Source organism: Acidovorax sp. BL-A-41-H1 (assembly GCF_051942715.1).
Map to the genome: position 1 here is coordinate 214,435 of NZ_JBPVJQ010000004.1, position 24,497 is coordinate 238,931.

Consider the following 24,497-nt stretch of genomic DNA (forward strand, 5'->3'; position numbering starts at 1 on the left):
TCCATGCCCATCACCGCCCAGGAAGCGCTGCAGCGCACCATCGAGCACCGCGAAATCTTCCACGACGAGATGCTGCACCTGATGCGCCTCATCATGCAGGGCGAGCTGTCGCCCGTGATGACGGCGGCCATCATCACCGGCCTGCGCGTGAAGAAGGAAACCATTGGCGAGATCACCGCCGCCGCGCAGGTGATGCGCGAGTTCAGCACCAAGGTCCACGTACCGGACAGCAAGCACCTGGTGGACATCGTGGGCACCGGTGGCGATGGCGCCAACACCTTCAACATCTCCACCTGCTCGATGTTCGTGGCCGCCGCAGCGGGCGCCAAGGTCAGCAAGCACGGCGGTCGTGGTGTGTCGAGCAAAAGCGGCAGCGCCGACGTGATGGAAGCCCTGGGCATCCACATCAACCTCAAGCCCGAGCAGATCGCTCAGTGCATCGCAGAGGTCGGCATCGGTTTCATGTTCGCGCCCAACCACCACCCGGCCATGAAGAACGTGGCCCCGGTGCGCAAGGAACTCGGCGTGCGCACCATCTTCAACATCCTGGGCCCCCTGACCAACCCTGCGGGCGCGCCCAACATCCTGATGGGCGTTTTCCACCCCGACCTCGTGGGCATCCAGGTGCGCGCGCTGCAGCGCCTGGGCGCAGAGCACGCGCTGGTGGTCTATGGCCGCGACGGAATGGACGAAGTGAGCCTGGGCGCCGCCACGCTGGTGGGCGAGCTGAAAAACGGCCAGATCACCGAATATGAAATCCACCCGGAAGACTTTGGGCTGGCCATGTCCAGCAACCGCGCGCTCAAGGTCGAGACGCCCGAGCAGTCGCGCGAGATGCTGATCGGCGTGCTCAAGGGCGAGCCCGGCGCGGCGCAGGACATCGTGTGCCTGAACGCGGGCGTGGCGCTGTATGCGGCCAATGTGGTCGATTCGATCCCGGACGGCATTGCCAAGGCGCGTGCCGCCATTGCATCGGGTGCAGCATTGGCCAGGCTGGAGCAGCTGGTCACGCGTACGCATGCACTCGCTGGCGCTGCTGCGTGAACCCAACAACCAACCAGGTTTTCCCATGAGTGACATCCTCAACAAAATCGTCGCCGTCAAGCACGAAGAAGTGGCCGCCGCCCAAAAGCGCCTGTCGCTGCCGGCCATGCGTGCCGATGCCGAAAGCCGTGTGCTCACGCGCGACTTTGAAGGCGCCATGCGCGCCAAGATCGCCAAGGGCCAGGCGGCGGTGATTGCCGAGATCAAGAAGGCCAGCCCCAGCAAGGGCGTGCTGCGCGCCGACTTCGAGCCCGCCGACATCGCGCAGAGCTACATGGAAGGCGATGGCAAGGTCAGCGCGGCGTGCCTGTCGGTGCTGACCGACCGGCAGTTCTTCCAGGGCCAGCCCGACTACCTCAAGCAGGCGCGGGCCAGCACCTTGCTGCCCGTGCTGCGCAAGGATTTCATGGTGGACGCGTATCAAGTTTATGAGTCGCGGGCCATGGGCGCCGACGCCATTTTGCTGATCGCCGCGTGCCTGGATGATGCGCAGATGGCCGACTTTGAAGCCATTGCGCGCAGCCTCGATATGGCCGTGCTGGTGGAAGTGCACGACCGGCCCGAGCTGGAGCGGGCCCTGAAGCTCAAGACCCCGCTGGTGGGCATCAACAACCGCAACCTGCGCACGTTTGACGTGACGCTGGACACCACGCTCGGCATGTTGAAGGACGTACCGGCTGACCGCCTGCTGGTCACCGAGTCGGGCATCCTGAAACCGCAGGATGTGAAGATCATGCGCGACGCCGGTGTGCACGCTTTCCTGGTGGGCGAGGCCTTCATGCGGGCAGATGACCCCGGGATGGCGCTGGCCCAGCTGTTCGCCTGAAACCACCCCCGGTATTGCTATTAAATTAATAGCTTTCAAGGCAAACAAATCAAGCGCCAGAGGCCATTTTGACCATAAACCCCGCTTCAGGAGCCGCCACGCAGCTTGCCAGCGCACACCCCGCCGACTGGCCGGTGGCGCAGGGCTGGCAGCCGCTGGTGGATGACTTCTTTGCCAGCGCCCGGGGGCAGGGGCTGCTGGCGTTCCTGCAATCGCGGCTCGATGCCGGGGCGGTCATCTTCCCGCCCCGCCCGCTGCGCGCGCTGGAGCTCACGCCGCCTGATGCCGTGCGCGTGGTCATCCTGGGGCAGGACCCGTACCATGGCCGCGGGCAGGCCGAGGGGCTGGCGTTCTCCGTCGCGCCCGGGGTGCAACTGCCGCCTTCGCTGCGCAACATCTTCAAGGAAATCCAGCGCGATCTGGGCACTGCGCCGCCAGCCTGGCCAGAGCCCGGCGGCAGCCTGGTGAAGTGGGCCAAAAACGGTGTGCTGCTGCTCAACACCGGCCTCACGGTGGAAGAGGGCCAGCCCGCCAGCCACGCAGGCAAGGGCTGGGAGCAGCTCACCGACGCTGTCATCCGCCAGGTGGCCGAGGGCCTGCGGCCCGTGGTGTTCATGCTGTGGGGCGCACACGCCCAGGGCAAGCGCGCGCTCATCCCGGCCGACCGCGGGCATCTGGTGCTCATGTCCAACCACCCCTCGCCGCTGTCGGCGCTGCGCCCACCCGTGCCTTTCATCGGCAACGGGCACTTTGGCAAGGCGCGCGAGTTCCGGGTCCAGCACGGGTACTGAACCGCTGTGCCCGGGTGCGTTCGTGTGCCAGCGCATGCAGGCAGGGGGTCTTTCACGCAAGGCGATGCCTTTCCATGACGGATGCAGAAATTGAAGAACGGATCTTTGCGCTGCTGGCGCGTCGCCAGCCCGGGGCGACCATCTGCCCGTCGGAAGTTGCCCGCGCGCTGGCGCCTTCGGGCGGCGCCTGGCGCGAGCACATGCCCCAGGTCCGGTACGTTGCCAACGCACTGGCGCAAAAGGGGCGCCTGCGCGTGACGCGCGGCGGTGTGCCGGTCGATGCGGCCACGCCTGGGGGGCCAATCCGCCTCGGCCTTCCCGGCTCGCAAGCCAGTCCATGATCCGGCCTCCAATGGCGGTGATGAAGGGCGCTGATCAAGGGCGGTAACGCCGGCGACGCGACGGGTGGTTCAGCGCGGCGGCACGACGGGCGCCAGAGCCCGTCGGGTATGCGCCTGGCGCGCTACCCGGGCGCCGGCAACCGTTCCTTGAGCAGTTCCAGAAATGCCTGCGCCGCCCGCGGCAGGCTGCGCCCGGCCAGGGTCTGCACCTCGATGTCCCGAAAATCCATGCCCTGGTCGCTGATGGGCCGCGCGGCAATGGCGCCTTCGGCCACCAGGTGGCGCACAGCGATCTCGCTGGCCACAGACAGCCCGCCGCCATGCAGCACAAAATGCACCACCGTCTTGGCATGGTTGCTGATGAGCACCGGCTGCAGCTGCAGGCCCTGCCGGCTGCAGGCAATGTCGATCATCTGGCGCACGGTGGTTTCAGGCGGGGGCAATGCCAGCGGGTGGCGGGCCAGGTCGGCCAGGGCCACGCCGGGGGCGGCGGCCAGCGGGTGGCCGGGCAGCATCAGCGCCAGCACCGGCGCGCTCTGGCGGTAGGCCACCGCAATGTCGCGCTGCGGCGCGCGGCTGAAGCACAGGCCGATGTCGGCCGCGCCGCTGCGCACTGCGTCGGGCACCTGCGCTGTGGGCAGCGATGCCACGGTGAACTGGATGCCCGCATGGCTGCGCTGGAACTCCACGCACAGGCGCGGCACCAGTTCGTTGGCAAACGCGTCGGATGTGGCCAGCCGCACCTGCCCGGCTCGCAGGCCCTGCAGCGCGCCGATCTCGCCCAGGGCACGCTCGGCGTCCAGCACGCCGCGGCGGGCATGCACCGCCAGGATCTCGCCCGCCGCGGTCAGCACCATGCCGCGCGGGTGGCGTTCGAACAGCGGGGTGCCCAGTTGCGCTTCCAGCCCGGCAATCTGGCGGCTCAGTGCCGACGCCGCCACGTGCAGCCGCGCCGATGCTTCGGTGAGCGAGCCACTCTCGGCCACTTCCAGAAAGTAGCGCAGGGCGGTGTCTTGCAGCAGGTGCGGGCGCATGGTTGGAGCCTGTTCAAAGAGAGGGGTGTTTGCCGTAAACAAGCATAAAGTATCGGCTGGTTTGCTGTAGCGGCAAAGCTGCTTGCCCAAACAGCGGTGGTCAGCGGGCCCCGGCCTTTCTAAGATGAAGCAGTGGGCCATCTACCTGTCCAGCTACCCATCGGCCCGCAGGCGCCACTGCGTCGGGGCGCCATCCGTTTCACCTTTTCAGGAGTGCTTTGTATGCGTCGTTTCTCATGGGGCCGCTGCGCCTTGGGCCTGGCCTGTCTGGTGTCCTGGGTGGCCGGTGCGCACGCGCAGGCCACCTGGCCCGATCGCCCCGTGCGCGTGATCGTGCCGTTTCCGGCCAGCGGCGCCACGGACCTGGTGGCGCGCACCGTCACGCAGCGCGTGGCGGCCGACCTGGGCCAGCAGATGGTGGTGGACAACAAGCCCGGCGCGGGCGGCACCATCGGCACGGCCGAGGCCGCCAAGGCCCCGGCGGATGGCTACACCCTGCTGCTGACCACCAGCAGCACGCACGCGATTTCGCCGCACCTGATGCCCCGCCTGGCGTACGACGCACGCAAGGACTTCACGCCTGTGGTGCACCTGGCCGACGCGCCCAGCGTGGTACTGGTCACCAACTCGCTCCCGGTCAAGACCATGGGCGAGCTGATCGCCTACGGCAAGGCCAACCCCGGCAAGCTCAACTACGCCACCAGCGGCAACGGCACCATCGTGCACCTGAACACCGCTGCGTTCATGGCGCAGGCGGGGGTGGACATGACACACATCCCCTACAAGGGCACGGCGCTGGCCATCCCCGACCTGATTGCCGGGCAGACGCAGGTGCTGTTTGATTCGCTGCCCACCGGCATGCCCCACGCCAAGGCAGGCCGCCTGCGCGCGCTCGCCGTCACCAGCGAAAAGCGCAGCGCGCTGGCGCCCGAACTGCCCACGCTGGCCGAATCGGGCCTGCCCGGCTATTCGTCGGTCACCTGGTTTGGCGTCTACCTGCCTGCCGGTGCACCGCCCGCGCTGGTCGAACGTGTGCATGCAGCGTTTTCCAAGGCCGTGCAGTCGCCCGACGTGGCTGCCAGCCTGGCCAAGCTGGGCGTGGAGCCAGCGGCGCCCAGCACCCCCACTCAGTTTGGTGCGATGGTGCAGGCAGACAGCAATCGCTGGGCGGGGGTCATCCGCCAGCACAAAATAAGTATTGATTAACCCCCCTGAGTCGCCTGCGGCGCCTTCCCCCCAGGGGGACGACACCCTCGGTGCGGGGCGGCCCTTCCTCGGTGTCTCTCGCATGCGGCCGCGCCAGGTTCAAGCAGTCCGCGCCTTGCGGGCGACAGATTGAGAACCCCATGAATACTTCCTGCCTCGACTGGTCCCTTCCCTACGCCTCCCACCGCAGCGCGGTGATGGGGCGCAATGTGGTGTCGGCCTCGCAGCCGCTGGCTGCGCAGGCGGGCTTGCGCATGCTGCTGGCGGGTGGCAATGCGGTGGATGCTGCCATTGCTGCCGCCATGGCGCTCACGGTGGTGGAGCCCACGGGCTGCGGCATTGGCAGCGACGGCTTTGCCATCGTTTGGGATGGCAAGGAATTGCACGGGCTGAACGCCTCGGGCCGCTCGCCCGCGGCGTGGACGCCGGAGTATTTCGAGAAGATCGGCGGCATCCCCGAGATAGGTTGGAACGCCGTCACGGTGCCGGGCGCGGTGTCGTCATGGGTGGCGCTTTCGAAACGGCTGGGCAAGCTGCCGTTCGCGCAGCTGGCGCAGCCTGCCATCGACTACGCGCGCAACGGTTTTCCCGTGTCGCCCACCATCGCGCGGCTGTGGGCGCTGGGCGCTGCCAAGCTGGGCGCACAGCCCGGGTTTGCCGAGTGCTTCATGCCCGGCGGGCGGGCACCGCAGGCGGGCGAGATCTTCCGCAGCGAGGGCCATGCGCGCACGCTGGAGCTGATTGCCGAAACCGAGGGCGAGGCGTTTTACCGCGGCGTGATCGCCGAGCGCATGGTGGCGCACGCGCAGGCCCACGGCGGTGCCATGACCATGGCGGACCTGGCCGCGCACCGGGCCGACTGGGTGGGCACCATCCACCAGCGCTTTGGCGATTCGGTGATCCACGAGATTCCGCCCAACGGCCAGGGCATCGCCGCGCTGATGGCGCTGGGCATGCTCGACGTGCATGGCATTGGCGCGCACCCGCTGGACAGCGTGGAAACGGTGCACGCCAGCATCGAGGCCATGAAGCTCGCGTTTGCCGACCTGCACCAGTACAACGCCGACATCGACGCCATGCACGTCACGCCCGCCGAGCTGCTGCATGCCGATTACATCAAGAGCCGTGCCGCGCTGATCGACCCCGAGCGCGCGGGCGACCCCGGCCACGGCGCGCCGCGCCCCGGCGGCACGGTGTACCTGGCAGCGGCCGACGCCAGCGGCATGATGGTGTCGTTCATCCAGTCCAATTACATGGGGTTTGGCTCGGGCGTGGTGGTGCCGGGCACGGGCATCAGCCTGCAAAACCGGGGCCACAACTTCAACCTGATTCCGGGTCACGCCAACCAGGTGGCACCGGGCAAGCGGCCCTCGCACACCATCATCCCGGCCTTTGCCATGCATGCGGACGGCACGCCGCAGATGGCATTTGGCGTGATGGGCGGCCCCATGCAGAGCCAAGGCCACACCCAGATGTCGCTGCGTGTGCTGCGCTACGGCCAGAACCCGCAGGCCGCGGTGGACGCGCCGCGCTGGCGCATCACCGGCGGCAAGGGTGTGGCGGTGGAGCCTGCCTTCGACCCCGCCGTGGTCGCCGCGCTGCGCGCGCGCGGGCATGAGGTGACGGTGGAAGAGGGCAACGGTGTGTTTGCCTTTGGCGGTGCGCAGCTGGTGCTGCGCCAGGGCGGGCACTACGTGGCAGGCTCTGACCCGCGCAAGGACGGACACGCCGTGGCGTACTGATGTGCTATTAAAACAATAGCTATTTAGGCAATTAAAACCTGGGCTTGAGGCCGGTTTGGCTCAAAAACCAGCTTGGGGGGCTGTTGGCACGCGCTCCAGCAGCATCGCATCGCCGTAGCTGAAGAACCGGTACTGCTGCGCAATCGCATGGCGGTACAGGCCCATGATGTGGGCATAGCCCGCGAAGGCGCTCACCAGCATCATCAGCGTGCTCTTGGGCAGGTGGAAGTTGGTGATGAGCAGGTCCACCACCTTGAAGCCAAAACCCGGCGTGATGAAGATGTTGGTGTCGCCCGTGGCCTGCCCCGACTGCGCCCACGACTCCAGCGTGCGCACGGTGGTGGTGCCCACCGCCACCACGCGGCCGCCGCGCTGGCGGCAGCGCTCCAGGGCGGCCAGGGTGGCCAGCGGCACCTCGTACCACTCGCTGTGCATCTGGTGCTCGGCCAGGTTCTCTGTTTTCACCGGCTGGAAGGTGCCCGCGCCCACATGCAGCGTGACGCTGGCGCGCTCCACACCCCGCGCAGCCAGTGCCGCCAGCACGCCGTCGTCAAAGTGCAGGGCGGCGGTGGGCGCGGCCACGGCGCCAGGCTTGCTGGCAAACACGGTCTGGTAGCGCTCGCTGTCTTCCGCTTCGTCGGGGTCATGGTCGGTGTTTTGCTGGCGCTCGATGTAGGGCGGCAGCGGCAGGTGGCCGTGGCGGTCCATCAGCTCCCACGGCGATTCGCCTGCGGGGCCGTGCAGCGCAAAACGGAACAGCGGGCCGTCTTCGGTAGGCCAGCGCGAGAGCAGCGTGGCGTCAAACCCGCCCGCATGGCGGCCGCCGGCCATGTGCACCGTGCTGCCGGGCAGGGGCTTCTTGCTGACCTTCATGTGGGCCACGACTTCGTTGCCCGTACCGCTTGCGGTACCTCCCGTGTCATTGCCGGCCTCGGCGGGCAGCACGCGTTCGATCAGCAGTTCCAGCTTGCCGCCGCTGGCCTTCTCGCCAAAGATGCGCGCCTTGACCACGCGGGTGTCGTTGAAGACCAGCAAGTCGCCCTCGCGCAGCAGGCCGGGCAGGTCGCGGAAGATGCGGTCCACCGGCTGCATGGCGCGGCCGTCGAGCAGGCGCGAGGCGCTGCGTTCGGCGGCAGGGTGCTGCGCAATGAGTTCGGGGGGCAGCGAGAAGTCGAAGTCGCTGAGGGTGAAGGGGCGCGCTGTGGGGGTAGCGGCGGGGGCGGCGGATGCGCCCGTAGAAAGGTCGGTCATGGTGCTTGAGGGCCGAACAGGCCCGTGCCAAGGGTTGCAGTAAAAAAGGACGGCGATTGTCCCACGGGCAGGGATGGCACTGCAGGCCACGTGCCCTGGGCGTCCCGACGGAAATATGGAGCCCGCAGCAGCGGGATCAGAGCGCCACGGGCGTCGGCACCTGCGCCAACAGCCGGCGCACATCGACCGCAGCCGCCAGCGATGTGCCGGGCGACTGCAGGGCTGCCGCCCCGGCGGCAATGCCCCAGCGCAGGGCCTCTGGCGGGGCGTCACCCCGGTCCAGCGCCCACACCAGCGCCGCCATAAAGCAGTCGCCCGCGCCCGTGGTGCCGTGCTGCGCGCCGGTGGGCAGGGCGGGCGCCTGCCATGTGCCTTCGCGCGTGGCCAGCAGCGCGCCCTGCTCGCCCAGCGACAGGGCCACCACCTCTGCCTGACCCTGCTGCACGAGCACCAGCGCAGCGCGGTGCCAGTCGGCGGGCTCGGTCAGCGGCTGCTGCAGCAGTTCGCGCAGTTCGCGCAGGCTGGGCTTGACCATCGCCACGCCCGCCTGCAGCGCGGCCGCAAGGGCGGGGCCGGACGTATCCAGTGCCAGGCGCACGCCCTGGCGGCGCGCGGTGCGGGCCAGATCGGCATAGGTGGTGTCGGGCAGGCCGGGCGGCAGGCTGCCGCTGGCCACCCACCAGCGCGTGGCGGGTGGCGTTGCGCGCTCTGCGTCGGGCGCAGCCATCAGCGCGGTCAGCGCGGTCAGCAGGGCCTGCCATTCGGAAGGTGCCACCTCCGGCCCGGGCAGCACAAAGCGGAATTCGCGCCCCGTAGAGGTCTCTACCACCGAGAGGTTTTCGCGGGTGTCACCGGCGATGGGTTGCAGGCGCGTGGGCACACCCTCGGCAGCCAGCAGGGCGCCTATCTGCGCGCCCGCTGCACCGCCCGCCAGTGCCCAGGCCTCCACATCAGCGCCCAGCCGGTGCAGGACGCGCGCCACGTTGATGCCGCCGCCCCCGGGAAACCGCTGCACAGGGCCGCAGCGCAGCTTGTGGGTGGGTGCGACCTGCGCCGTGGTGGTGGCCAGGTCCAGTGCCGGGTTGAGCGTGAGGGTGACGATGCCGGCCGGGCGCGTCTGCATCGCCGCTGTCGTCACCATGGCCGTTCGGTGAAGCCTGACCAGAGTTCGTTGAGGTCCGGAAAACGCCACTTGTCGGGGTCTTCGCGGGCCACGATCTTCTCGTTGCAGTCCGGGGCGGCCAGGTTGATGACCTCCGGCGGAATGCGCAGGTCGGCCTTGGTCGAAAAGAAGACCTTGACCATCGGCGTGGTGAGCGCCGTGGGCGATTGCTCGGTCACAACGCCGATGCGCCCTGACGTGAGCCGCACCAGCGAGCCCACGGGGTAGATGCCGATGCTCTTGACGAAGGCCTGGAACAGCCGGGGATCGAAGTGGTCCTTGGTCCACTCGGCCATGCGGCGCAGCGACTCGGCCGGATCCCAGCCGCGCTTGTAGGCGCGGTCGGATGTGATGGCGTCGTAAACGTCGCAGATCGCCGTCATGCGCGCAATGATGCTGATGGCGTCACCCTTGAGCTTGTCGGGGTAGCCCGACCCGTCAATCTTCTCGTGGTGGTGCAGGCAGGCGTCCAGTACGGCATCGGGCACATTGCCGCCCTCGCGCAGCATGTGGTAGCCCTCCACCGGGTGGCTGCGCACCACGTCAAATTCGCTGTCGGTCAGCTTGCCGGGCTTGTTGAGCACCGCCAGCGGTATGGCCGCCTTGCCCAGGTCGTGCAGCAGCCCGGCCATGCCGGCCAGCCGGGTCTGCTCGTCGTTGAGCTTGAGCTGCCGGGCCAGCGCCACCATGAGCGCACACACCGCCACCGAGTGCATGAAGGTGTAGTCGTCGGCCGTCTTCAGGCGCGCCAGGCTGATGAGTGCGCCCGGGTTGCGTGTGACCGAATCCGAGATCTCGGCCACCAGGCTCTGCGCCCCCTCGGAATCCACCGCGCGGCCCATGCGGGCCTCGCTGAACATGGACACCACCGCATCCTTGGACTTGTTGCAGATGGCGGCGGCCATGCGCAGCTCGCTTTGCATGTCGGTAGGGGCCACGTTGCGTACGGGGGGCGGTGGGGGCGGCGGCAGCGTGACCTGCACCGTGGGCAGGTCTTGCAAACGGCTGAAATCCGTGTCGATCTGCGCATCCACCTCCTCGCGCGACACCGTGGTGGTGCCGGCCGCCACGTCCAGTCCCTTGGAGGTGTCGATCCAGCACTCTGGAATGGCCGTGGACTGGATGCGGGCCAGGTCCGCGGGGTCCTTGAGCAGGAACTTGGCCCGCCAGAAGGGATGCTCCATCCACGAGCCACAGAACTCGTGCAGGTACATGCCCAGGGTCAGGTCTTTGATGTGGATACGCTTGAGCATGGTGAAAAAAAGTCGCCGATCGCCTCCGGCCCGCGCAGAATGGGAATCGGTGAGCAATGGTAACCATGGTAGCCTTTTTGATCGCCAGTAGCCGACCGGCGTTCGCGTAATTACCCCAGTCCCCTGCATGCCCGCCGCCTCGCCTTTGCCCCGTACGCCACCGGCTGCCCCTGCAGCGGGTGGGCGCAAGCGCGCAGCGTCTCCTGCCGCGCCCGGCGGCGCCACGGTGGCACAGCAGGCCTTGCACAAGCTCGGCCTGCGCCGCGACATCGACCTGGCCCTGCACCTGCCCCTGCGCTACGAGGATGAAACCCGCATCACCCCCCTGGCGAGCGCCCGCGACGGCCAGATGGTGCAGATCGAGGCCACAGTGACCGCATGCGAGATACAGCTGCGCCCGCGCCGGCAGCTGCTGGTGCAGGTAGAAGACGCCAGCGGCACCTGCGAGCTGCGGTTTTTCAGCTTCTACCCCTCGCACCAGAAGACACTGGCCGTGGGCAACCGCTTGCGCATTCGGGGTGAAGTCAAGGGCGGCTTCTGGGGGCGGCAGATGCTGCACCCGGCCTTTCGCACGGCGGGCGGCGAGCTGCCTGCTGCACTCACGCCCGTGTACCCGACCACCGCGGGCCTGCCGCAGCCCTACCTGCGGCGGGCGGTGGTGGGCGCGCTGGGTCGGGCCGACCTGTCCGATACGCTGCCCGCCGGGGTCGAGCCACCGGTAGGAGTTTCGTATCAAAACGGCCTCAAGCGCTTGTTCAGCCTGCGCGAGGCGCTCACTTTTTTGCACCATCCCACGCCGGATGTAGCGCTCTCGACACTGGAGGACCACAGCCACCCGGCCTGGCAGCGCCTGAAGGCCGAGGAGCTGCTGGCCCAGCAGCTGTCGCAGCAGCAATCGCGCCGCGCGCGCGACATGCTGCGTGCGCCCGTGCTGCGCCCGCAAAAAAATGCTGACGGTGCCCTGCCGCTGCACGAGCAGCTCATGGCCGTGCTGCCGTTTGATCTGACCGCCGCCCAGCGCCGCGTGGGCGAGGAAATCGCCGCCGACCTGGCCCGCCAGGTGCCCATGCACCGCCTGCTGCAGGGCGATGTGGGCTCCGGCAAGACGGTGGTGTCGGCGCTGGCTGCCTGCCTGGCCATGGACGCGGGCTGGCAGTGCGCGCTGATGGCGCCCACCGAAATCCTGGCCGAGCAGCACTTCGCCAAGATGATCGGCTGGCTCGAACCCCTGCTCTCCGAGCGCGGGCGCAAGGTCGCCTGGCTGGTGGGCGGGCAAAAGAAGAAGGAGCGCACCGCCATGCTGGCCCTGGTGGCCAGCGGCGAGGCCGCACTGGTGGTCGGCACCCATGCGGTGATCCAGGAGCAGGTGCAGTTCAGGAACCTGGCGCTGGCCATCATCGACGAGCAGCACCGCTTTGGCGTCGCCCAGCGGCTGGCGCTGCGCAAGAAGCTGGCTGACCACGGGCAAGAGCCCCACATGCTCATGATGAGCGCCACGCCCATCCCGCGCACGCTGGCCATGAGCTACTACGCCGACCTGGATGTGTCCGTCATCGACGAGCTGCCCCCGGGGCGCACGCCCATCGTCACCAAGCTGATTGCCGACAGCCGCAAGGATGAGGTGATCGATCGCATCGGCGCTCAGGTGGCCGCCGGGCGGCAGGTGTACTGGGTGTGCCCGCTGATTGAAGAGAGCGAGGCGCTCGATCTCTCCAACGCCACCGCCACCCATGCAGATTTAAGTGAAGCCCTGCCCGGCTGCATGGTGGGCCTGCTGCACTCGCGCATGCCCACCGCCGAGAAGAAAGCCGTGATGGCACTGTTCACCAGTGGGCAGATGGGCGTGCTGGTGAGCACCACCGTCATCGAGGTGGGTGTGGATGTGCCCAATGCGTCGCTCATGGTGATCGAGCACGCCGAGCGCTTTGGCCTCTCCCAGCTGCACCAGTTGCGCGGCCGGGTGGGGCGGGGCGCCGCGGCATCGGCCTGCGTGCTGCTGTACGCCACCAACGACAGCGGCCGCGTGGGCGAAACCGCCAAGGAGCGCCTGCGCGCCATGGCCGAGACGAACGATGGCTTCGAAATCGCCCGGCGTGACCTGGAAATCCGGGGGCCTGGCGAGTTTCTGGGTGCGCGCCAGTCGGGCGATGCGCTGCTGCGCTTTGCCGATCTGGCCACCGATACCCACCTGCTGGAGTGGGCGCGCGAGCTGGCGCCCGTGATGCTGGACCGGCACCGTGAACTGGCGGATCGGCATGTGGCGCGGTGGCTGGGTGGAAAATCGGACTATCTCAAGGCTTGACATGACCCTCACCGAACTCAAATACATCGTCGCCGTCGCCCGCGAAAAGCATTTCGGCCACGCGGCCGATGCCTGCTATGTCTCGCAGCCCACGCTGTCGGTGGCCATCAAGAAGCTCGAAGAAGAGCTGGACGTCAAGCTGTTCGAGCGCAGCGCGGGAGAGGTCACCGTGACCCCGCTGGGCGAAGAGATCGTGCGCCAGGCGCAGAGCGTGCTGGAGCAGGCGGCCGCCATCAAGGAGATCGCCAAGCGGGGCAAGGACCCGCTGGCCGGCCCGCTCACGCTGGGGGTGATCTACACCATCGGCCCCTACCTGCTGCCCGAGCTGGTGCGCCACTCGATTGCGCGCAACCCGCAGATGCCGCTGATGCTGCAGGAGAACTTCACCGTCAAGCTGCTGGAGATGCTGCGCACCGGCGAGATCGACTGCGCCATCCTGGCCGAGCCGTTTCCGGATACGGGCCTGGCCATGGCGCCGCTGTACGACGAGCCCTTCATGGCGGCGGTACCCAGCACACATCCGCTGGCGGCCAACGACACGGTCACGGCGGCCGAGCTCAAGAGCGAGACCATGCTGCTGCTGGGCGCGGGCCACTGCTTTCGCGACCATGTGCTGGAGGTATGCCCCGAGTTCGCGCGTTTTTCGAGCAATGCCGAGGGCATCCGCAAGTCGTTTGAAGGTTCGTCGCTGGAAACCATCAAGCACATGGTGGCGGCCGGCATGGGCGTGACGCTGGTGCCCCGGCTGTCGGTGCCGCGCGATGCGCTCCAGAAAGGGGTGCGCCGCCGCAAGAGCGACGAAACCTATATCCGCTACCTGCCTATCGAAGAGGCCGATGGCGGCGCTCCGCCCACGCGCCGCGTGGTGCTGGCCTGGCGGCGCAGCTTCACGCGGTACGAGGCCATTGCGGCACTGCGCAATGCCGTGTACTCGTGCGAGCTGCCGGGTGTCACGCGCCTTTCCTGATGCGCATCCCGGTGGTGGCCATTGGCTTGCCGGTAGCGGGCGCATCCTGCTGTCAGGAATTGCCTTGGGTCATCTTGCCAGTGGAGCCCTTGCGCTAAAGTGAAACCACGCCCGCCGTGCGCAAGGCACTGCCAATGCACACGGCGGATTCATCGTTTCGTCTGAGTGAAGGATTTCCCTCCATGGCCAAAGCACCCAAGAGCACCTCGGCACCTGCCATCAACATCGGCATCAGCGACAAGGACCGCGCCGCCATTGCGCAGGGGCTGTCGCGCCTGCTGGCCGACACCTACACGCTGTACCTGACCACCCACAACTTCCACTGGAACGTGACGGGCCCGATGTTCAATACGCTGCACACCATGTTCATGGCGCAGTACACCGAGCTGTGGAACGCGGTGGACCCGGTGGCCGAACGCATCCGCTCGCTGGGCCATGTGGCGCCCGGCTCATACGCGGAGTTCGGCAAGCTCGCCACGGTGCCCGACGCGCCTTCCAAGCCACCCAAGGCCCTGGAGATGGTGCGCATTCTGGTCGAGGGCCACGAAGCCGTGGCGCGCACCGCCCGCAGCCTGTTCCCTCTGGCCGACAAGGCGAGCGACGAGCCCACGGCCGACCTGCTGACGCAGCGGCTGACGGTGCACGAGCAGACCGCGTGGATGCTGCGTTCGCTGCTGGAGGAATGAACGCCCGCCCTGCCACCGGCAGCCTGGCCGGTGGCAGGGCGTTATCGGGTGCCCCCACGGGGCTCTTGTGGACAGCGCCTTGTCCTACACGGCAGCGCGCTGGATGTACGGATCATTCGCTCTTCGGTTGTGCTCTCCACCCTCGCGGGAGCGCCGTTCACCACTCCATCCATGCGAATCCTGTACGTTGAAGACAACGAAGAGCTGCGCGAGACCATCGGCATGCTGATGGAAACCGAGGACCAGACCGTGGTGTCGTGCGCCACAGCCGAAGAGGCGCTGGAACTCGATGCGCAGCAAAAATTTGATGTGCTGGTGTCGGATGTGAGCCTGCCCGGCCTGTCGGGCACCGACCTGGCCCGCAAGCTGCTGGCAGAACGTCCCGATCGCTGGGTGGTGCTCTGTTCGGGCTACGAGCTGGGCGCCTACCCGTTGTCGTGGGGGCCCAACGTGCGCACGCTCATCAAGCCGTTCGAGCTGGATGAACTGGAATCCTTGCTCAGTGATATCCGCCTTGCCGTCAGCGGCTCGCCTGCCTGACAGCGGATCGAGCCGCGGCGCCTGCGCTGGCGCCCGTTAGCGCAAGCTCCTAGCCGGCGCGGCGCTCCCTGCAAACGCGTGGCAGGTTCACCCTGAACTGGGTGATGTCATCAGCGGACGCCACCTCGATGTTACCGCCATGCGCGCGCACGATCTGGTCGGCGATGAAGAGCCCGAGCCCCAGCCCCTGGTGGCGCCCCGGGGGCCTCTCGCGCCCCCGAAACGGGTCGAAAAGATGGGGTAGCAGGTCGGGCGGAATGGTTCCGTGGTTGCGCACCGTAACCGCTACCGTGCCCGCCTGCGTGCCGTCGGCCAGAATGTTCACCGGCTGATCGGCGGCTCCGTGGTGCACGGCATTGCCCACCAGGTTGATGAGCACCTGGCACATGCGTTCGGTGTCCCAAGTGCCCTCCAGGTCACCGTCCAGGTCGGTCACGATCTGGCGGTCCGGAAACCCGGTCTGCAGTTCTTCGGCCGCGCGCTGGACGATGCCATGCATGTCGGCCATGCCCAGCTGCAGCGACAGCCCGCCCGCCTGCCGGATGCGCGTGAGGTCGAGCAGGTCCTCGATCATGCGGCCCATGCGCGAGCTGCTGCGCAACACCCGGTCCACCATGTTGGCTGCCTTGTCGGGCGGCAGGCCCCGCTTGAGCACGCTGGCCGCTGCCGTGATCGACATCAGCGGTGTGCGCAGGTCGTGGCTCAGCACAGCCATGAACATCTCGTTGATGCGCAGGGCTTCGGTGCGCTCCTGCAGCTCTTGTGCCAGCGCCTGCCGGCGGCGGTGCAGCTCGAAGAACACGGTGGCCTTGCTGGTCAGCATGTGCGGGTCGATGGGCTTGTACAGAAAATCCACCGCACCGCTTTCGTAGCCGCGGAACTGCCAGTTCTGCTCACGCGTGCCGGCCGTCATGAAGATCAGCGGAATGTGCCGCGTACGCTCGCTGCCGCGGATCAGCTCGGCCAGCTCGAACCCGTTCATCTCGGGCATCTGCACATCCAGCAGGGCCAGCGCCACATCGCCGTGTTCTAGCAGCAGCTCCAGGGCCTCGCGCCCCGAACTGGCCTTGAGCACCTCGATGTCGTCATGCTGCAGCAGCGCCTCCAGGGCCACAAGGTTCTCTGCAATGTCGTCAACGATCAGGCACTTGATGCGGGCGGTGGGGTGCATGGAGGGCAAGGGCGATGGCATGCCGTGCGCGGGCAGCGCGTCTGTGGCGGGGATAAGCCGGGGTGTGGTCGTCATAACTGCCCCTTGCGGTGCAGGTCGGCCAGCAGTGCGCCCACGGCGGGGGGTGCCAGCACGTGGTGCACCGTGACGCGCGCGAGCCCGGCCAGGGGCATGGCAGGCATGGGGGCGCTGTCGGGCGCCTGGACGATGGTCAGCCCGCCCGCCGCATGCACCGCCGCCAGCCCGCGTGCACCGTCGTCGTTGGCGCCCGACAGCAGCACCGCCACCACGCGGTCGCCGTACAGGTCGGCGGCAGACTCGAACAGCACGTCGATGGACGGGCGCGAGTAGTGCAGGGGCGGGTCGATCGACAGCGCCACGCGGGGCCCGGCATCCACCAGCAGGTGGTAGTCGGGCGGGGCAAAGCAGATGAGGGGCCGGTTCAGCCGCACGCCATCGCTGGCCTCCTGTACCGGCAGCGCGCAGCGCTGGCGAAAGATGTCGGCCAGCAGGCTGCGCCGGTCACGCGGCAGGTGCATCACGACCAGCACGCACGCGTGCAGCGTGGCCGGCAGCGCGGGAAGAATGGCGCCCAGCGCGTCGATGGCGCCCGACGAGCCTCCGATCACGATGGCGTCGTAGGCAGGCACCGCTGCGTGGGCCGACCCGGCACTGCCGCCCTGCGTGGGGCCGGCCTGCAGGCGGGCAGGCGATGGTGGTGGCGGTGCGATGCCGGTGTCTGCCATCACAGCCCTGCCTTCTTGCGGTAGATGCGGTCTTCCACCACGAAGTCCTCGAACGCTTCGGTCTGGTCTGAAAACCGCAGTGACTCCTTGGAGCCCAGCCCCAGAAAGCCGCGGTGGCACAGCGCCTCGCGGAACAGGCCCAGCGCCCGGTTCTGCAGGTCGCGCTCAAAGTAGATCAGCACGTTGCGGCACGACACCAGGTGCATCTCGGCAAACACGCTGTCGGTGGCCAGGCTGTGGTCCGAGAAGACCATGTGCTCGCGCAGCGACTTGTCGAACACCACGCGGCCGTAGCGTGCGGTGTAGTAGTCCGACAGCGAGCTGCGTGCACCCGAGCGTGCGTGGTTTTCGGTAAAGGCCGCCACCCGCGCCATGTCAAAAATGCCCGACTCGGCCGCGCGCAGGGCGTGGGGGTTGATGTCGGTGCCGTAGATCAGCGTGCGTTCCAGCAGGCCTTCTTCGTGCAGCAGGATGGCCAGCGAATACACCTCTTCACCCGCGCTGCAGCCGGCCACCCACACCTTGAGCGACGGGTAGGTGCGCAGCAACGGGACGACCTCGGTGCGCAGTGACTGGAAGTAGCCCGGGTCGCGGAACATGTCGCTCACCTGCACCGTGAGGTATTCGAGCAACGCAGGGAACACCATGGGCTCGTGCAGCACACGGTCCTGCAGCTGCGACAGGGTGCGGCAGTCAAAGCGGATCAGCGCCGCGTTCAACCGCCGCCGCAGCGACGCCTGCGCGTACCCACGAAAGTCGTAGTGGTAGCGGTGGTAGATGGCTTCGATCAGCAGGCGCTGTTCGAGGTCTGCCGTACGCACTTTCCGGTGGCTGGGCGGGGAGGGGGGCTGCATGGCGCTGGGCGGGTACTGCGGTGGGGGCGGGGGCAGGGCGGTGGCTCCGTCGGTCTTGTGGGCTACTTGGGCATCCACACCCGCACCAGCGACAGCAGTTTTTCCACGTCGAGGGGTTTGGAGATGTAGTCGTTGGCGCCGGCTGCCAGGCACTTTTCCTGGTCGTCCTTCATGGCCTTGGCCGTGAGCGCAATGATGGGAAGGCGGCGCCATTCGGGCCGCGCACGGATCTCGCGCATGGCGGTGTAGCCGTCCATCTCCGGCATCATGATGTCCATCAGGACCAGGTCAACGCCAGGGCTGCCGGCGTTCCCCGCGCGGGACAGGGTTTGCAGCGCCTCGCGGCCGTTGCGGGCAATCTCCACCCGGATGCCGGTGGGCTCCAGGATGCTGGAGAGTGCAAACACGTTGCGCACATCGTCTTCCACCACCAGCACGGTGCGGCCTTCCAGGGTACTGTCGCGGCTGCGGGCCTGCTGCAGCATGCGCCGGTGTTCGTCCGACAGCTCGGACTCCACCTGGTGCAGGAACAGCGTGACTTCATCAAGCAATCGCTCGGGCGAGCGCGCGTCCTTGATGATGATGGAGCGCGAGAAGCGGCGCAGCTGCTGTTCCTCGTCGCGCGACAGCGCCCGGCCGGTGTAGACGATGACGGGCGGGAACGACACGCCGTCTTCTTCCGTCATCTCCTGCAGCAGCTCATAGCCGTTCTGGTCGGGCAGGTTCAGGTCCATCACCATGCAATCGAACGTGGAGCCGCGCAGGTGCGTGAGTGCGGCTGCGGCCGTGCCTGCGCAGACGATCTCCACGTCGTCGCGGCTGAGCAGGTGGCGCACGCTTTCGCGCTGGCGTTCGTCGTCTTCCACCACCAGCACCCGGCGCAGGTTCTGCGTGAACTTGGCTTCCAGCCGCTGCAGGGCCTCCACGAGTTCTTCGCGCGCCACGGGTTTGAGCGCATAGCCCACGGCACCGCGGCCCATGGCCTCCTGTGCGTAGTCGGCCACCGACACCACATGCACGGGAATGTGGCGCGTGGCCGGGTTGCGCTTGAGCTGGTCGAGCACGCCCAGGCCCGAGAAATCGGGCAGGTTCACGTCCAGCACGATGGCACTGGGCAGTGTCTGCGCAGCAATGGCCAGGCCATCGGCCGCGTTGGCGGCCAGGTGGCATTCAAAGTCCATCTCGCGCGCAAGGTCCTGCAGGATCTGCGCGAACCGGTAGTCGTCCTCGATGACGAGGATGCTGCGGGCCCCTGCGGGCCGCGGCATGGGATTGCCCGCCACCGCTGCTGCGTAGCCCGCCGGTGCAGGCGCCAGCGCACTGGCCGGGGCTGCGTCGCGAGCGGCAGCCGGGCTCTCCGCCCTGGAGGCGGCTGCTGCAGACAGGGCGGCGCCAGGACCAAAGCCCACGGTGCCCTCTGCGGCTGTGCCGTCCGTTTCCGTCTCGGCCTGCGGTTCCAGCCGCGCCGGGATCACCAGGGTGAACACGCTGCCTTCGCCGGGCGTGCTCTGCACCGATATCTTGCCGCCCAGCAGCTGCGCCAGGTCGCGCGAGATCGACAGCCCCAGCCCCGTGCCTCCGTACTTGCGGTGCGTGCTGCCATCGGCCTGCCGGAAGGCCTCGAAGATCAGGTCCTGCTGGTGCGCCGGGATGCCGATGCCGGTGTCCTTCACGGCAAACGAGAGTGTCTCGTCGGGGTTGCGCGACACATGCAGCGCCACCGTGCCCTTTTCTGTGAACTTTATGGCGTTGGACAGCAGGTTCTTGAGCACCTGGCCCAGGCGCTGGGGGTCGGTTTCCATGCCGGCGGGCACATCGGGCGCCACAGACACGTCGATCACCAGCCCCTTGTCTGCGGCCAGCGGGCGCAGCGGGTCTACCAGCGCCTGCAGCGCCTTGGCAATGTTCACCGGCTCCACCGACACCGTGGCCTGGCCGGCCTCGATCTTGGAGAGGTCCAGGATGTCGTTGATGAGCGCCAGCAGGTCGTTGCCCGCGGCGTAGATGGTCTGCGCGTATTTCACCTGGTCGGCGCTCAGGTTGCCGGCCTTGTTGTCAGCCAGCAGCTTGGCCAGGATGAGCGTGGAGTTCAGCGGGGTGCGCAGCTCGTGGCTCATGTTGGCCAGGAACTCGCTCTTGTATTCGCTGGCCATCTCCAGCTCGCGCGCCTTGTCGGTCAGCGCGCTCTGGGCGCGCAGCATCTGCTCGCGCTGGTACTCGAGCTGCTGGGTCTGCTCTTCCAGGTGGGCGTTGGTCTGCTCCAGCTCGGTCTGCTGCACTTCCATCTGGGCCTGCGATTCCTGCAACACGCGGCTTTGCTGCTCCAGCTCCTCGTTGTTCACGCGCAGCTCTTCCTGCTGGGTCTGCAGCTCTTCGGACTGGCGCTGGGTTTCCTCCAGCAGGTCCTGCAGGCGGTTGCGGTCGATGCCCGAGCGGATGGCCACCGCCAGCATTTCCGATGCCCGCTCCATCAGCGTGCGCTCGGCCTCGCTGATCGGGCGGTTGAAGCCCAGCTCGATCACTGCGAACACTTCGCGGTTCTCGATGGCAGGCGCCACCAGAAGCTCCACTGGCGATGCTTTTCCAGTCCCGGACGACACCGCCAGATAGCCCGCCGGTACGTCGCGTACATGCAAGAGCTGGCGCGAGCGCGCGGCTTGCGCCACCAGGCCCTCGTCGGCCAGCAGCTTGTCGGCCAGGCGCTCGCGCGGCAGGGCGTAGCCGCCAATCAGCGAAAAGCCGCCGCCGCTGTCGGCCACGTAGCCGGCCCCCACGGCCGCCCGGAGGTAGCTGGCCAGGTATTCCAGCGCCAGCGCGCCCGTGTCTTCCAGCCGGTGGTCGCCCTGGATGCGCTGGCCCAGGCCGTTGAGCCCGGCCGATATCCACGACTGGGTGGCCTTGGCGCGGTACTCGCGGGCGGTAAGCCATGCCGAGATGGAGATCAGCGCCAGCAGCAGCAGCGAGCCAACACCCGAGTAGACGTTGGAGTCGGCGGCGGCATCGACCCACTCCTGGCGGCGGTTTTCCAGAAGCAGGTTTTGCTGCGCGCGCAGGTTTTCCACCAGGTCGCGGATGCGCTCGGTGTTGGCCTTGCCGGCTCCACTGTGGATGATGGCCATCGACCCCACGGCGTCGCCGCTTTTGCGCATCCCCGTGGTTTCGGTCAGCTCGCGCTGTTTTTGCCGGGTCAGGTTGTCCAGCTGCACCACCAACGGCCCCATCCCGGGGTATGCGCTGGTGCTGTCCTTGAGGCCCTCAAGGTGCTGCTGCATGGTGGCCAGCGCGGTTTCATAGGGCTGTATGTAGGTTTCGTCACCCGTGAGCAGGTAGTTGCGCTGACCCAGCTCCGCGTCCTTGATGGCGGCACTGAACAGGTTGAGCTGGCGCATGGAATGCGAGGCGCGGTCCATGGCACGCACTGCATCGGCGCGCGCTTCGGCAGCGCGGTAGTTGACGACCGCGATCACAAGGGTGGCAAGCGCGGCCACCAGGAAACCGGCCGCCAGGGTGCGGGGGATGGCGAACCGGGCGGTGCGCCGAAGGCTGGGCGTGGCGGTCATGGGGCGACAGTTCCGGATCAGGCGAAGCGAACGACTGTACCTTTTTGTACCCCCTGGACAGGGCCCCGCGGCCGGTCAGAAGTGCCGCGTTTTGTAACCAACTGCTGCATGGGCGCTGCTACATTCGGGCCCTCGCGCCTTGGCTGTCATGGCGCGCTCTTTTCTTCCTACACGCCTCTTGCCGCCCGCATGCCGACCAACCTGCCCCGCAGCCGCCTTGCCCTGTATCTGGACCTTATCCGCTGGGACCGGCCCGCCGGCTGGCTGGTGTGCCTGTGGCCCACGCTGAGCGCGCTGTGGGTTGCTGCGGACGGGTTTCCGGGGTGGCACCTGCTCATCGTGTTCGTGCTGGGCACCATCCTCATGCGCAGCGCGGGCTGCTGCGTGAACGATGTGGCCGACCGCGACTTCGACAGGCACGTCAAGCGCACGGCGCAGCGACCGGTGACCACCGGCGCCGTGAGCGTGAAGGAGGCGCTGGCGCTGGGGGCGGTGCTGGCGCTGGTGTCCTTCTGTCTGGTGCTCACCACCAACGCCGCGGCCATTGCGTGGTCGGTGCCCGCGGTGCTGGTGGCAATTGCCTACCCGTTCACCAAGCGCATCATTGCCATGCCACAGGCCGTGCTGGGCATTGCTTTCAACTTCGGCATCGTGATTGCGTTCGCCGCGGTGCAGGGCAGCGTGCCCGCAGTGGCCTGGTGGATGTGGCTGGGCAACCTGTTCTGGGTGCTGGCCTATGACACCGAGTACGCCATGGTGGACCGCGACGATGACCTCAAGATCGGCATCAAGACCTCGGCCATCACGCTGGGGCGGCTGGATGTGGCCGCCATCGTGGCCTTTTACCTGCTTTTTCTGGCTATTTGGGCGGTAGCGCTAGAGCCATATGCTCTGGGTGCTATATTTTATATAGCAATTGGGGTGGCCCTGGCCCAGGCCGTGTGGCACTTCACGCTCATCCGCACCCGCACGCGCGAGGGCTGCTTCAAGGCGTTTCGCATCAACCATTGGCTAGGCGCCACGGTGTTTGCGGGCATTGCAGGCAGCTATCTGTGGCGTGATCTGCTCATGAAGTGATAGCTAAAGGTGCTTGCGATCAAAGGACCTCAAGGCGATTTGGCTCTTAAACCGGCAGGGGCCGCTCTTCGCGCAGCGTGCGGCCAGCCTGGTCCGTCCAGGTGAAGACGGCGGGCCCCGTTGCTGGCGCTGGTTGCAGCAGAAACCGCAGGTAGGGGTTTTCGGAGGTGCCGGTCTGAAAGCGCGCCGTCAGCACCGGGCGCTCGCCCAGCCGCAGCGTGAAGTCGCGCACCAGGTTTTGTGCCAGCAGCTTGCCATCCGCGCCGGGGCGCAGGCCGGTTTCCATGGGGTGCTGTACCAGTGCCTTCACCTCGATAGGGCCACCCGCCTTGGTGGGCCGTGCCAGCGCAATGCGGGGCGCGCGCAGGCCCTCGCTTTGTGCGGCCTCCCCACCGCCCAGGCAGCCGCTCACGGTGACCTGCACCTTGCGCTGGGCGACCCAGGCGCTGTTCTTGCTGCCCAGCGCTACGGCGATCACGGTCTGGCTCTCGGCCAGGCGTACGCGGGTGGCAAAGTCGGGCAGCACCCGGTCACCGGGCAGATCGAAGCTCAGTAGGCCGGGGTTGGGGTTGCGCGTGGCCAGGAGGTGGATGGCCACGATGGTTTCGCCCGCAGGCAGCGTGCCGCGAAAGGCCACGCCCAGCGGCACGGCCCCGCCGTTTTCCGACAGCGCGGGCACGTCCAGCTCCAGCCCCGCAGCCTGCACCGTGCGCCCGCGCAGCAGTTGCTGGGCGGGGGCAAAAGTATTGGCGGTGGCGTCTTGTGCACTGGCCGTGCGTGCGGCCAGCAGTGCGCCCAGGGTCAAAAGGCAGTTTCTTCGGTGCATCGCGTCATTGTCCTTGATGGGTGGTGGTGCGCCCCGCCAGCCAGGTGCCCGCCACGATGCCCGCCAGCGCGGGGTAGGTGCTCAGGGCCAGGGTCGAAAAACCCGTCAGGCCCTGGCCGATGGTGCAGCCCAGCGCCAGCACGCCGCCCGCGCCCATGAGCACGCCACCCGCCATCGAGCGGCCTGTCTGCGCTGCGCTGGTGAACCCCTGCCACTGGAACTCGCGGCGCAGCAGTGCGCTGGCCCATGCGCCTGCCAGCACGCCGGCACACAGCACCACGCCATGCCCCAGGGCGACGCCCGTGGACAGCTGCAGGTACTGCAGCGCCTGGGCCACCGGGGCCACAAAGGTGATGGAGGTCAGGGGCACGGGCTCGAAATCGTCGGCGCCCAGGCGCCCGGTGATCCACCAGCCCAGCGGCACCAGCAGGCCGATCAGCACGCCCGGCAGGAGCGTGCGCCAGGGCGATGACGAGGCGGATGCCGCACTGGTATCAGAGGCCGTCGTCCTGTCCCGGCGCGTGAACGCCCAGCCCAGCAGGCCCGCCACGAGCAGCGCCACAATGCCCCACCGCGCCGCCGCGTCGGGTATCGACACCAACCCTGCCAGCAAGTCAGGCAGCGTGGTGGCAGCCAGCGGGGTTGGGGTGGCTTCGGTCAGGCGAATGCGCAGCGGCGCCAGCACACCCGTGAGCGTCGCAGACGCGCCTACCGCCAGGCACAGCAGCGTCACCAGCGAGCGCAGGTTGCCGCTGCCCAGCAGCACCAGGCTGCGCGCCCCGCAGGCATTGGCCAGCGCCATGCCGTATCCAAACAGCACGCCGCCCAGCGCCACCATCACCCACGAAACCCGGCTTTGCGCATACAGCGACTGCCGCAGATCCACATCGGCGGCCACCGATAGCCACTGGCTGCCCAACAGTGCCGCGGCCATGGCCACCGCAAACAGGCGCAGCGGTGCGTGCCGGGTGCGTGCAAAAGCCGCCTGTACGGCGCGCAGGAAGCAAAACCGGCTGCCCTGTGCGAGCACGCCGTAGGCCAGGCCCATCGCGGCCGTCGCCCCCAGCACCCAGGCTTCGCGTTGCTCTGCCGGGATGGCGTTCCAGTCGATCATTGCG

Annotated in this window: 21 protein-coding genes; 11 read left to right on the top strand and 10 right to left on the bottom strand. The window is 67.8% G+C overall.

What is annotated here, in order from left to right; genetic code table 11:
* Window positions 1-3 precede the first annotated feature (3 nt).
* From trpD to ACTPOI_RS10010, 4 genes are all read left to right on the top strand, one after another.
* Window positions 4-1,044, top strand: coding sequence for an anthranilate phosphoribosyltransferase (gene trpD / locus ACTPOI_RS09995; protein WP_440108474.1), 1,041 nt, complete (start codon window positions 4-6; stop codon window positions 1,042-1,044).
* Window positions 1,045-1,069: 25 nt separating this feature from the next.
* Window positions 1,070-1,870, top strand: coding sequence for an indole-3-glycerol phosphate synthase TrpC (gene trpC, locus ACTPOI_RS10000; protein WP_440108475.1), 801 nt, complete (start codon window positions 1,070-1,072; stop codon window positions 1,868-1,870).
* A 68-nt stretch (window positions 1,871-1,938) separates the two neighbouring features.
* Window positions 1,939-2,661, top strand: coding sequence for a uracil-DNA glycosylase (locus ACTPOI_RS10005; protein WP_440108476.1), 723 nt, complete (start codon window positions 1,939-1,941; stop codon window positions 2,659-2,661).
* Window positions 2,662-2,735: 74 nt separating this feature from the next.
* Window positions 2,736-3,002: a DUF3253 domain-containing protein gene (locus ACTPOI_RS10010; RefSeq protein WP_440108477.1), complete on the top strand. Its 267-nt coding sequence runs from the start codon at window positions 2,736-2,738 to the stop codon at window positions 3,000-3,002.
* Between the two features lie 122 nt (window positions 3,003-3,124).
* On the opposite strand, the gene ACTPOI_RS10015 is transcribed toward ACTPOI_RS10010, so the two are convergent.
* Window positions 3,125-4,036 carry a LysR family transcriptional regulator gene (locus tag ACTPOI_RS10015; RefSeq protein ID WP_440108478.1) on the bottom strand — a complete coding sequence of 304 codons (912 nt, stop codon included), beginning with the start codon at window positions 4,034-4,036 and terminating at the stop codon, window positions 3,125-3,127.
* A 222-nt stretch (window positions 4,037-4,258) separates the two neighbouring features.
* Here ACTPOI_RS10015 and ACTPOI_RS10020 point away from each other — a divergent pair, with 222 nt between their 5' ends.
* Window positions 4,259-5,242: a Bug family tripartite tricarboxylate transporter substrate binding protein gene (locus tag ACTPOI_RS10020; RefSeq protein ID WP_440108479.1), complete on the top strand. Its 984-nt coding sequence runs from the start codon at window positions 4,259-4,261 to the stop codon at window positions 5,240-5,242.
* 140 nt (window positions 5,243-5,382) lie between these two features.
* Entirely contained in the window at window positions 5,383-6,984 is a 1,602-nt protein-coding gene (locus ACTPOI_RS10025) for a gamma-glutamyltransferase family protein (RefSeq protein WP_440108480.1), read from the top strand.
* 60 nt (window positions 6,985-7,044) lie between these two features.
* On the opposite strand, the gene queA is transcribed toward ACTPOI_RS10025, so the two are convergent.
* The 3 genes from queA to ACTPOI_RS10040 all read right to left on the bottom strand — a co-directional run bounded on the left by queA (window position 7,045) and on the right by ACTPOI_RS10040 (window position 10,650).
* Window positions 7,045-8,235 (bottom strand): tRNA preQ1(34) S-adenosylmethionine ribosyltransferase-isomerase QueA, encoded by a 1,191-nt coding sequence (gene queA / locus ACTPOI_RS10030; protein ID WP_440108481.1) that lies wholly within the window; start codon window positions 8,233-8,235, stop codon window positions 7,045-7,047.
* A 136-nt stretch (window positions 8,236-8,371) separates the two neighbouring features.
* Window positions 8,372-9,358, bottom strand: a complete 987-nt coding sequence (locus tag ACTPOI_RS10035) for a 1-phosphofructokinase family hexose kinase (protein WP_440108482.1) — start codon at window positions 9,356-9,358, stop codon at window positions 8,372-8,374.
* An 11-nt stretch (window positions 9,359-9,369) separates the two neighbouring features.
* A complete protein-coding gene (locus tag ACTPOI_RS10040) occupies window positions 9,370-10,650 on the bottom strand; it encodes an HD-GYP domain-containing protein (protein WP_440108483.1) in 1,281 nt (426 codons plus the stop codon).
* 127 nt (window positions 10,651-10,777) lie between these two features.
* Here ACTPOI_RS10040 and recG point away from each other — a divergent pair, with 127 nt between their 5' ends.
* The 4 genes from recG (at window position 10,778) to ACTPOI_RS10060 (ending at window position 15,145) form a co-directional block, all read left to right on the top strand.
* Complete coding sequence (recG, locus tag ACTPOI_RS10045) at window positions 10,778-12,952, top strand: ATP-dependent DNA helicase RecG (RefSeq protein ID WP_440108484.1); 2,175 nt, start codon at window positions 10,778-10,780, stop codon at window positions 12,950-12,952.
* A 1-nt stretch (window position 12,953) separates the two neighbouring features.
* Window positions 12,954-13,919, top strand: a complete 966-nt coding sequence (locus ACTPOI_RS10050) for a LysR substrate-binding domain-containing protein (RefSeq protein ID WP_440108485.1) — start codon at window positions 12,954-12,956, stop codon at window positions 13,917-13,919.
* Between the two features lie 182 nt (window positions 13,920-14,101).
* Window positions 14,102-14,605, top strand: coding sequence for a Dps family protein (locus tag ACTPOI_RS10055; RefSeq protein WP_440108486.1), 504 nt, complete (start codon window positions 14,102-14,104; stop codon window positions 14,603-14,605).
* Between the two features lie 171 nt (window positions 14,606-14,776).
* The gene (locus tag ACTPOI_RS10060; protein ID WP_440108487.1) at window positions 14,777-15,145 is read left to right on the top strand and encodes a response regulator; all 369 of its coding nucleotides are present in this window, start codon (window positions 14,777-14,779) and stop codon (window positions 15,143-15,145) included.
* A 49-nt stretch (window positions 15,146-15,194) separates the two neighbouring features.
* Here the strand turns inward: ACTPOI_RS10060 and ACTPOI_RS10065 are convergent, their stop codons facing one another.
* The 4 genes from ACTPOI_RS10065 to ACTPOI_RS10080 all read right to left on the bottom strand — a co-directional run bounded on the left by ACTPOI_RS10065 (window position 15,195) and on the right by ACTPOI_RS10080 (window position 21,476).
* A complete protein-coding gene (locus ACTPOI_RS10065; protein ID WP_440108779.1) occupies window positions 15,195-16,316 on the bottom strand; it encodes a hybrid sensor histidine kinase/response regulator in 1,122 nt (373 codons plus the stop codon).
* Window positions 16,317-16,387: 71 nt separating this feature from the next.
* Window positions 16,388-17,062, bottom strand: coding sequence for a chemotaxis protein CheB (locus tag ACTPOI_RS10070; protein ID WP_440108488.1), 675 nt, complete (start codon window positions 17,060-17,062; stop codon window positions 16,388-16,390).
* The gene (locus ACTPOI_RS10075; RefSeq protein WP_440108489.1) at window positions 17,062-17,916 is read right to left on the bottom strand and encodes a CheR family methyltransferase; all 855 of its coding nucleotides are present in this window, start codon (window positions 17,914-17,916) and stop codon (window positions 17,062-17,064) included. The genes ACTPOI_RS10070 and ACTPOI_RS10075 overlap by 1 nt, the downstream gene beginning before the upstream one ends.
* Before the next feature lie 62 nt (window positions 17,917-17,978).
* Window positions 17,979-21,476, bottom strand: a complete 3,498-nt coding sequence (locus tag ACTPOI_RS10080; RefSeq protein ID WP_440108490.1) for a response regulator — start codon at window positions 21,474-21,476, stop codon at window positions 17,979-17,981.
* A 189-nt stretch (window positions 21,477-21,665) separates the two neighbouring features.
* Between ACTPOI_RS10080 and ubiA the strand changes: the two genes are divergently transcribed.
* Window positions 21,666-22,553, top strand: a complete 888-nt coding sequence (gene ubiA / locus ACTPOI_RS10085) for a 4-hydroxybenzoate octaprenyltransferase (RefSeq protein WP_440108491.1) — start codon at window positions 21,666-21,668, stop codon at window positions 22,551-22,553.
* Window positions 22,554-22,599: 46 nt separating this feature from the next.
* On the opposite strand, the gene ACTPOI_RS10090 is transcribed toward ubiA, so the two are convergent.
* Together ACTPOI_RS10090 and ACTPOI_RS10095 are read right to left on the bottom strand one after the other, a co-directional pair.
* Entirely contained in the window at window positions 22,600-23,379 is a 780-nt protein-coding gene (locus ACTPOI_RS10090; protein ID WP_440108492.1) for a thiosulfate oxidation carrier protein SoxY, read from the bottom strand.
* Between the two features lie 4 nt (window positions 23,380-23,383).
* Window positions 23,384-24,493, bottom strand: a complete 1,110-nt coding sequence (locus ACTPOI_RS10095; protein WP_440108493.1) for a YeeE/YedE family protein — start codon at window positions 24,491-24,493, stop codon at window positions 23,384-23,386.
* Between the last annotated feature and the right edge of the window lie 4 nt (window positions 24,494-24,497).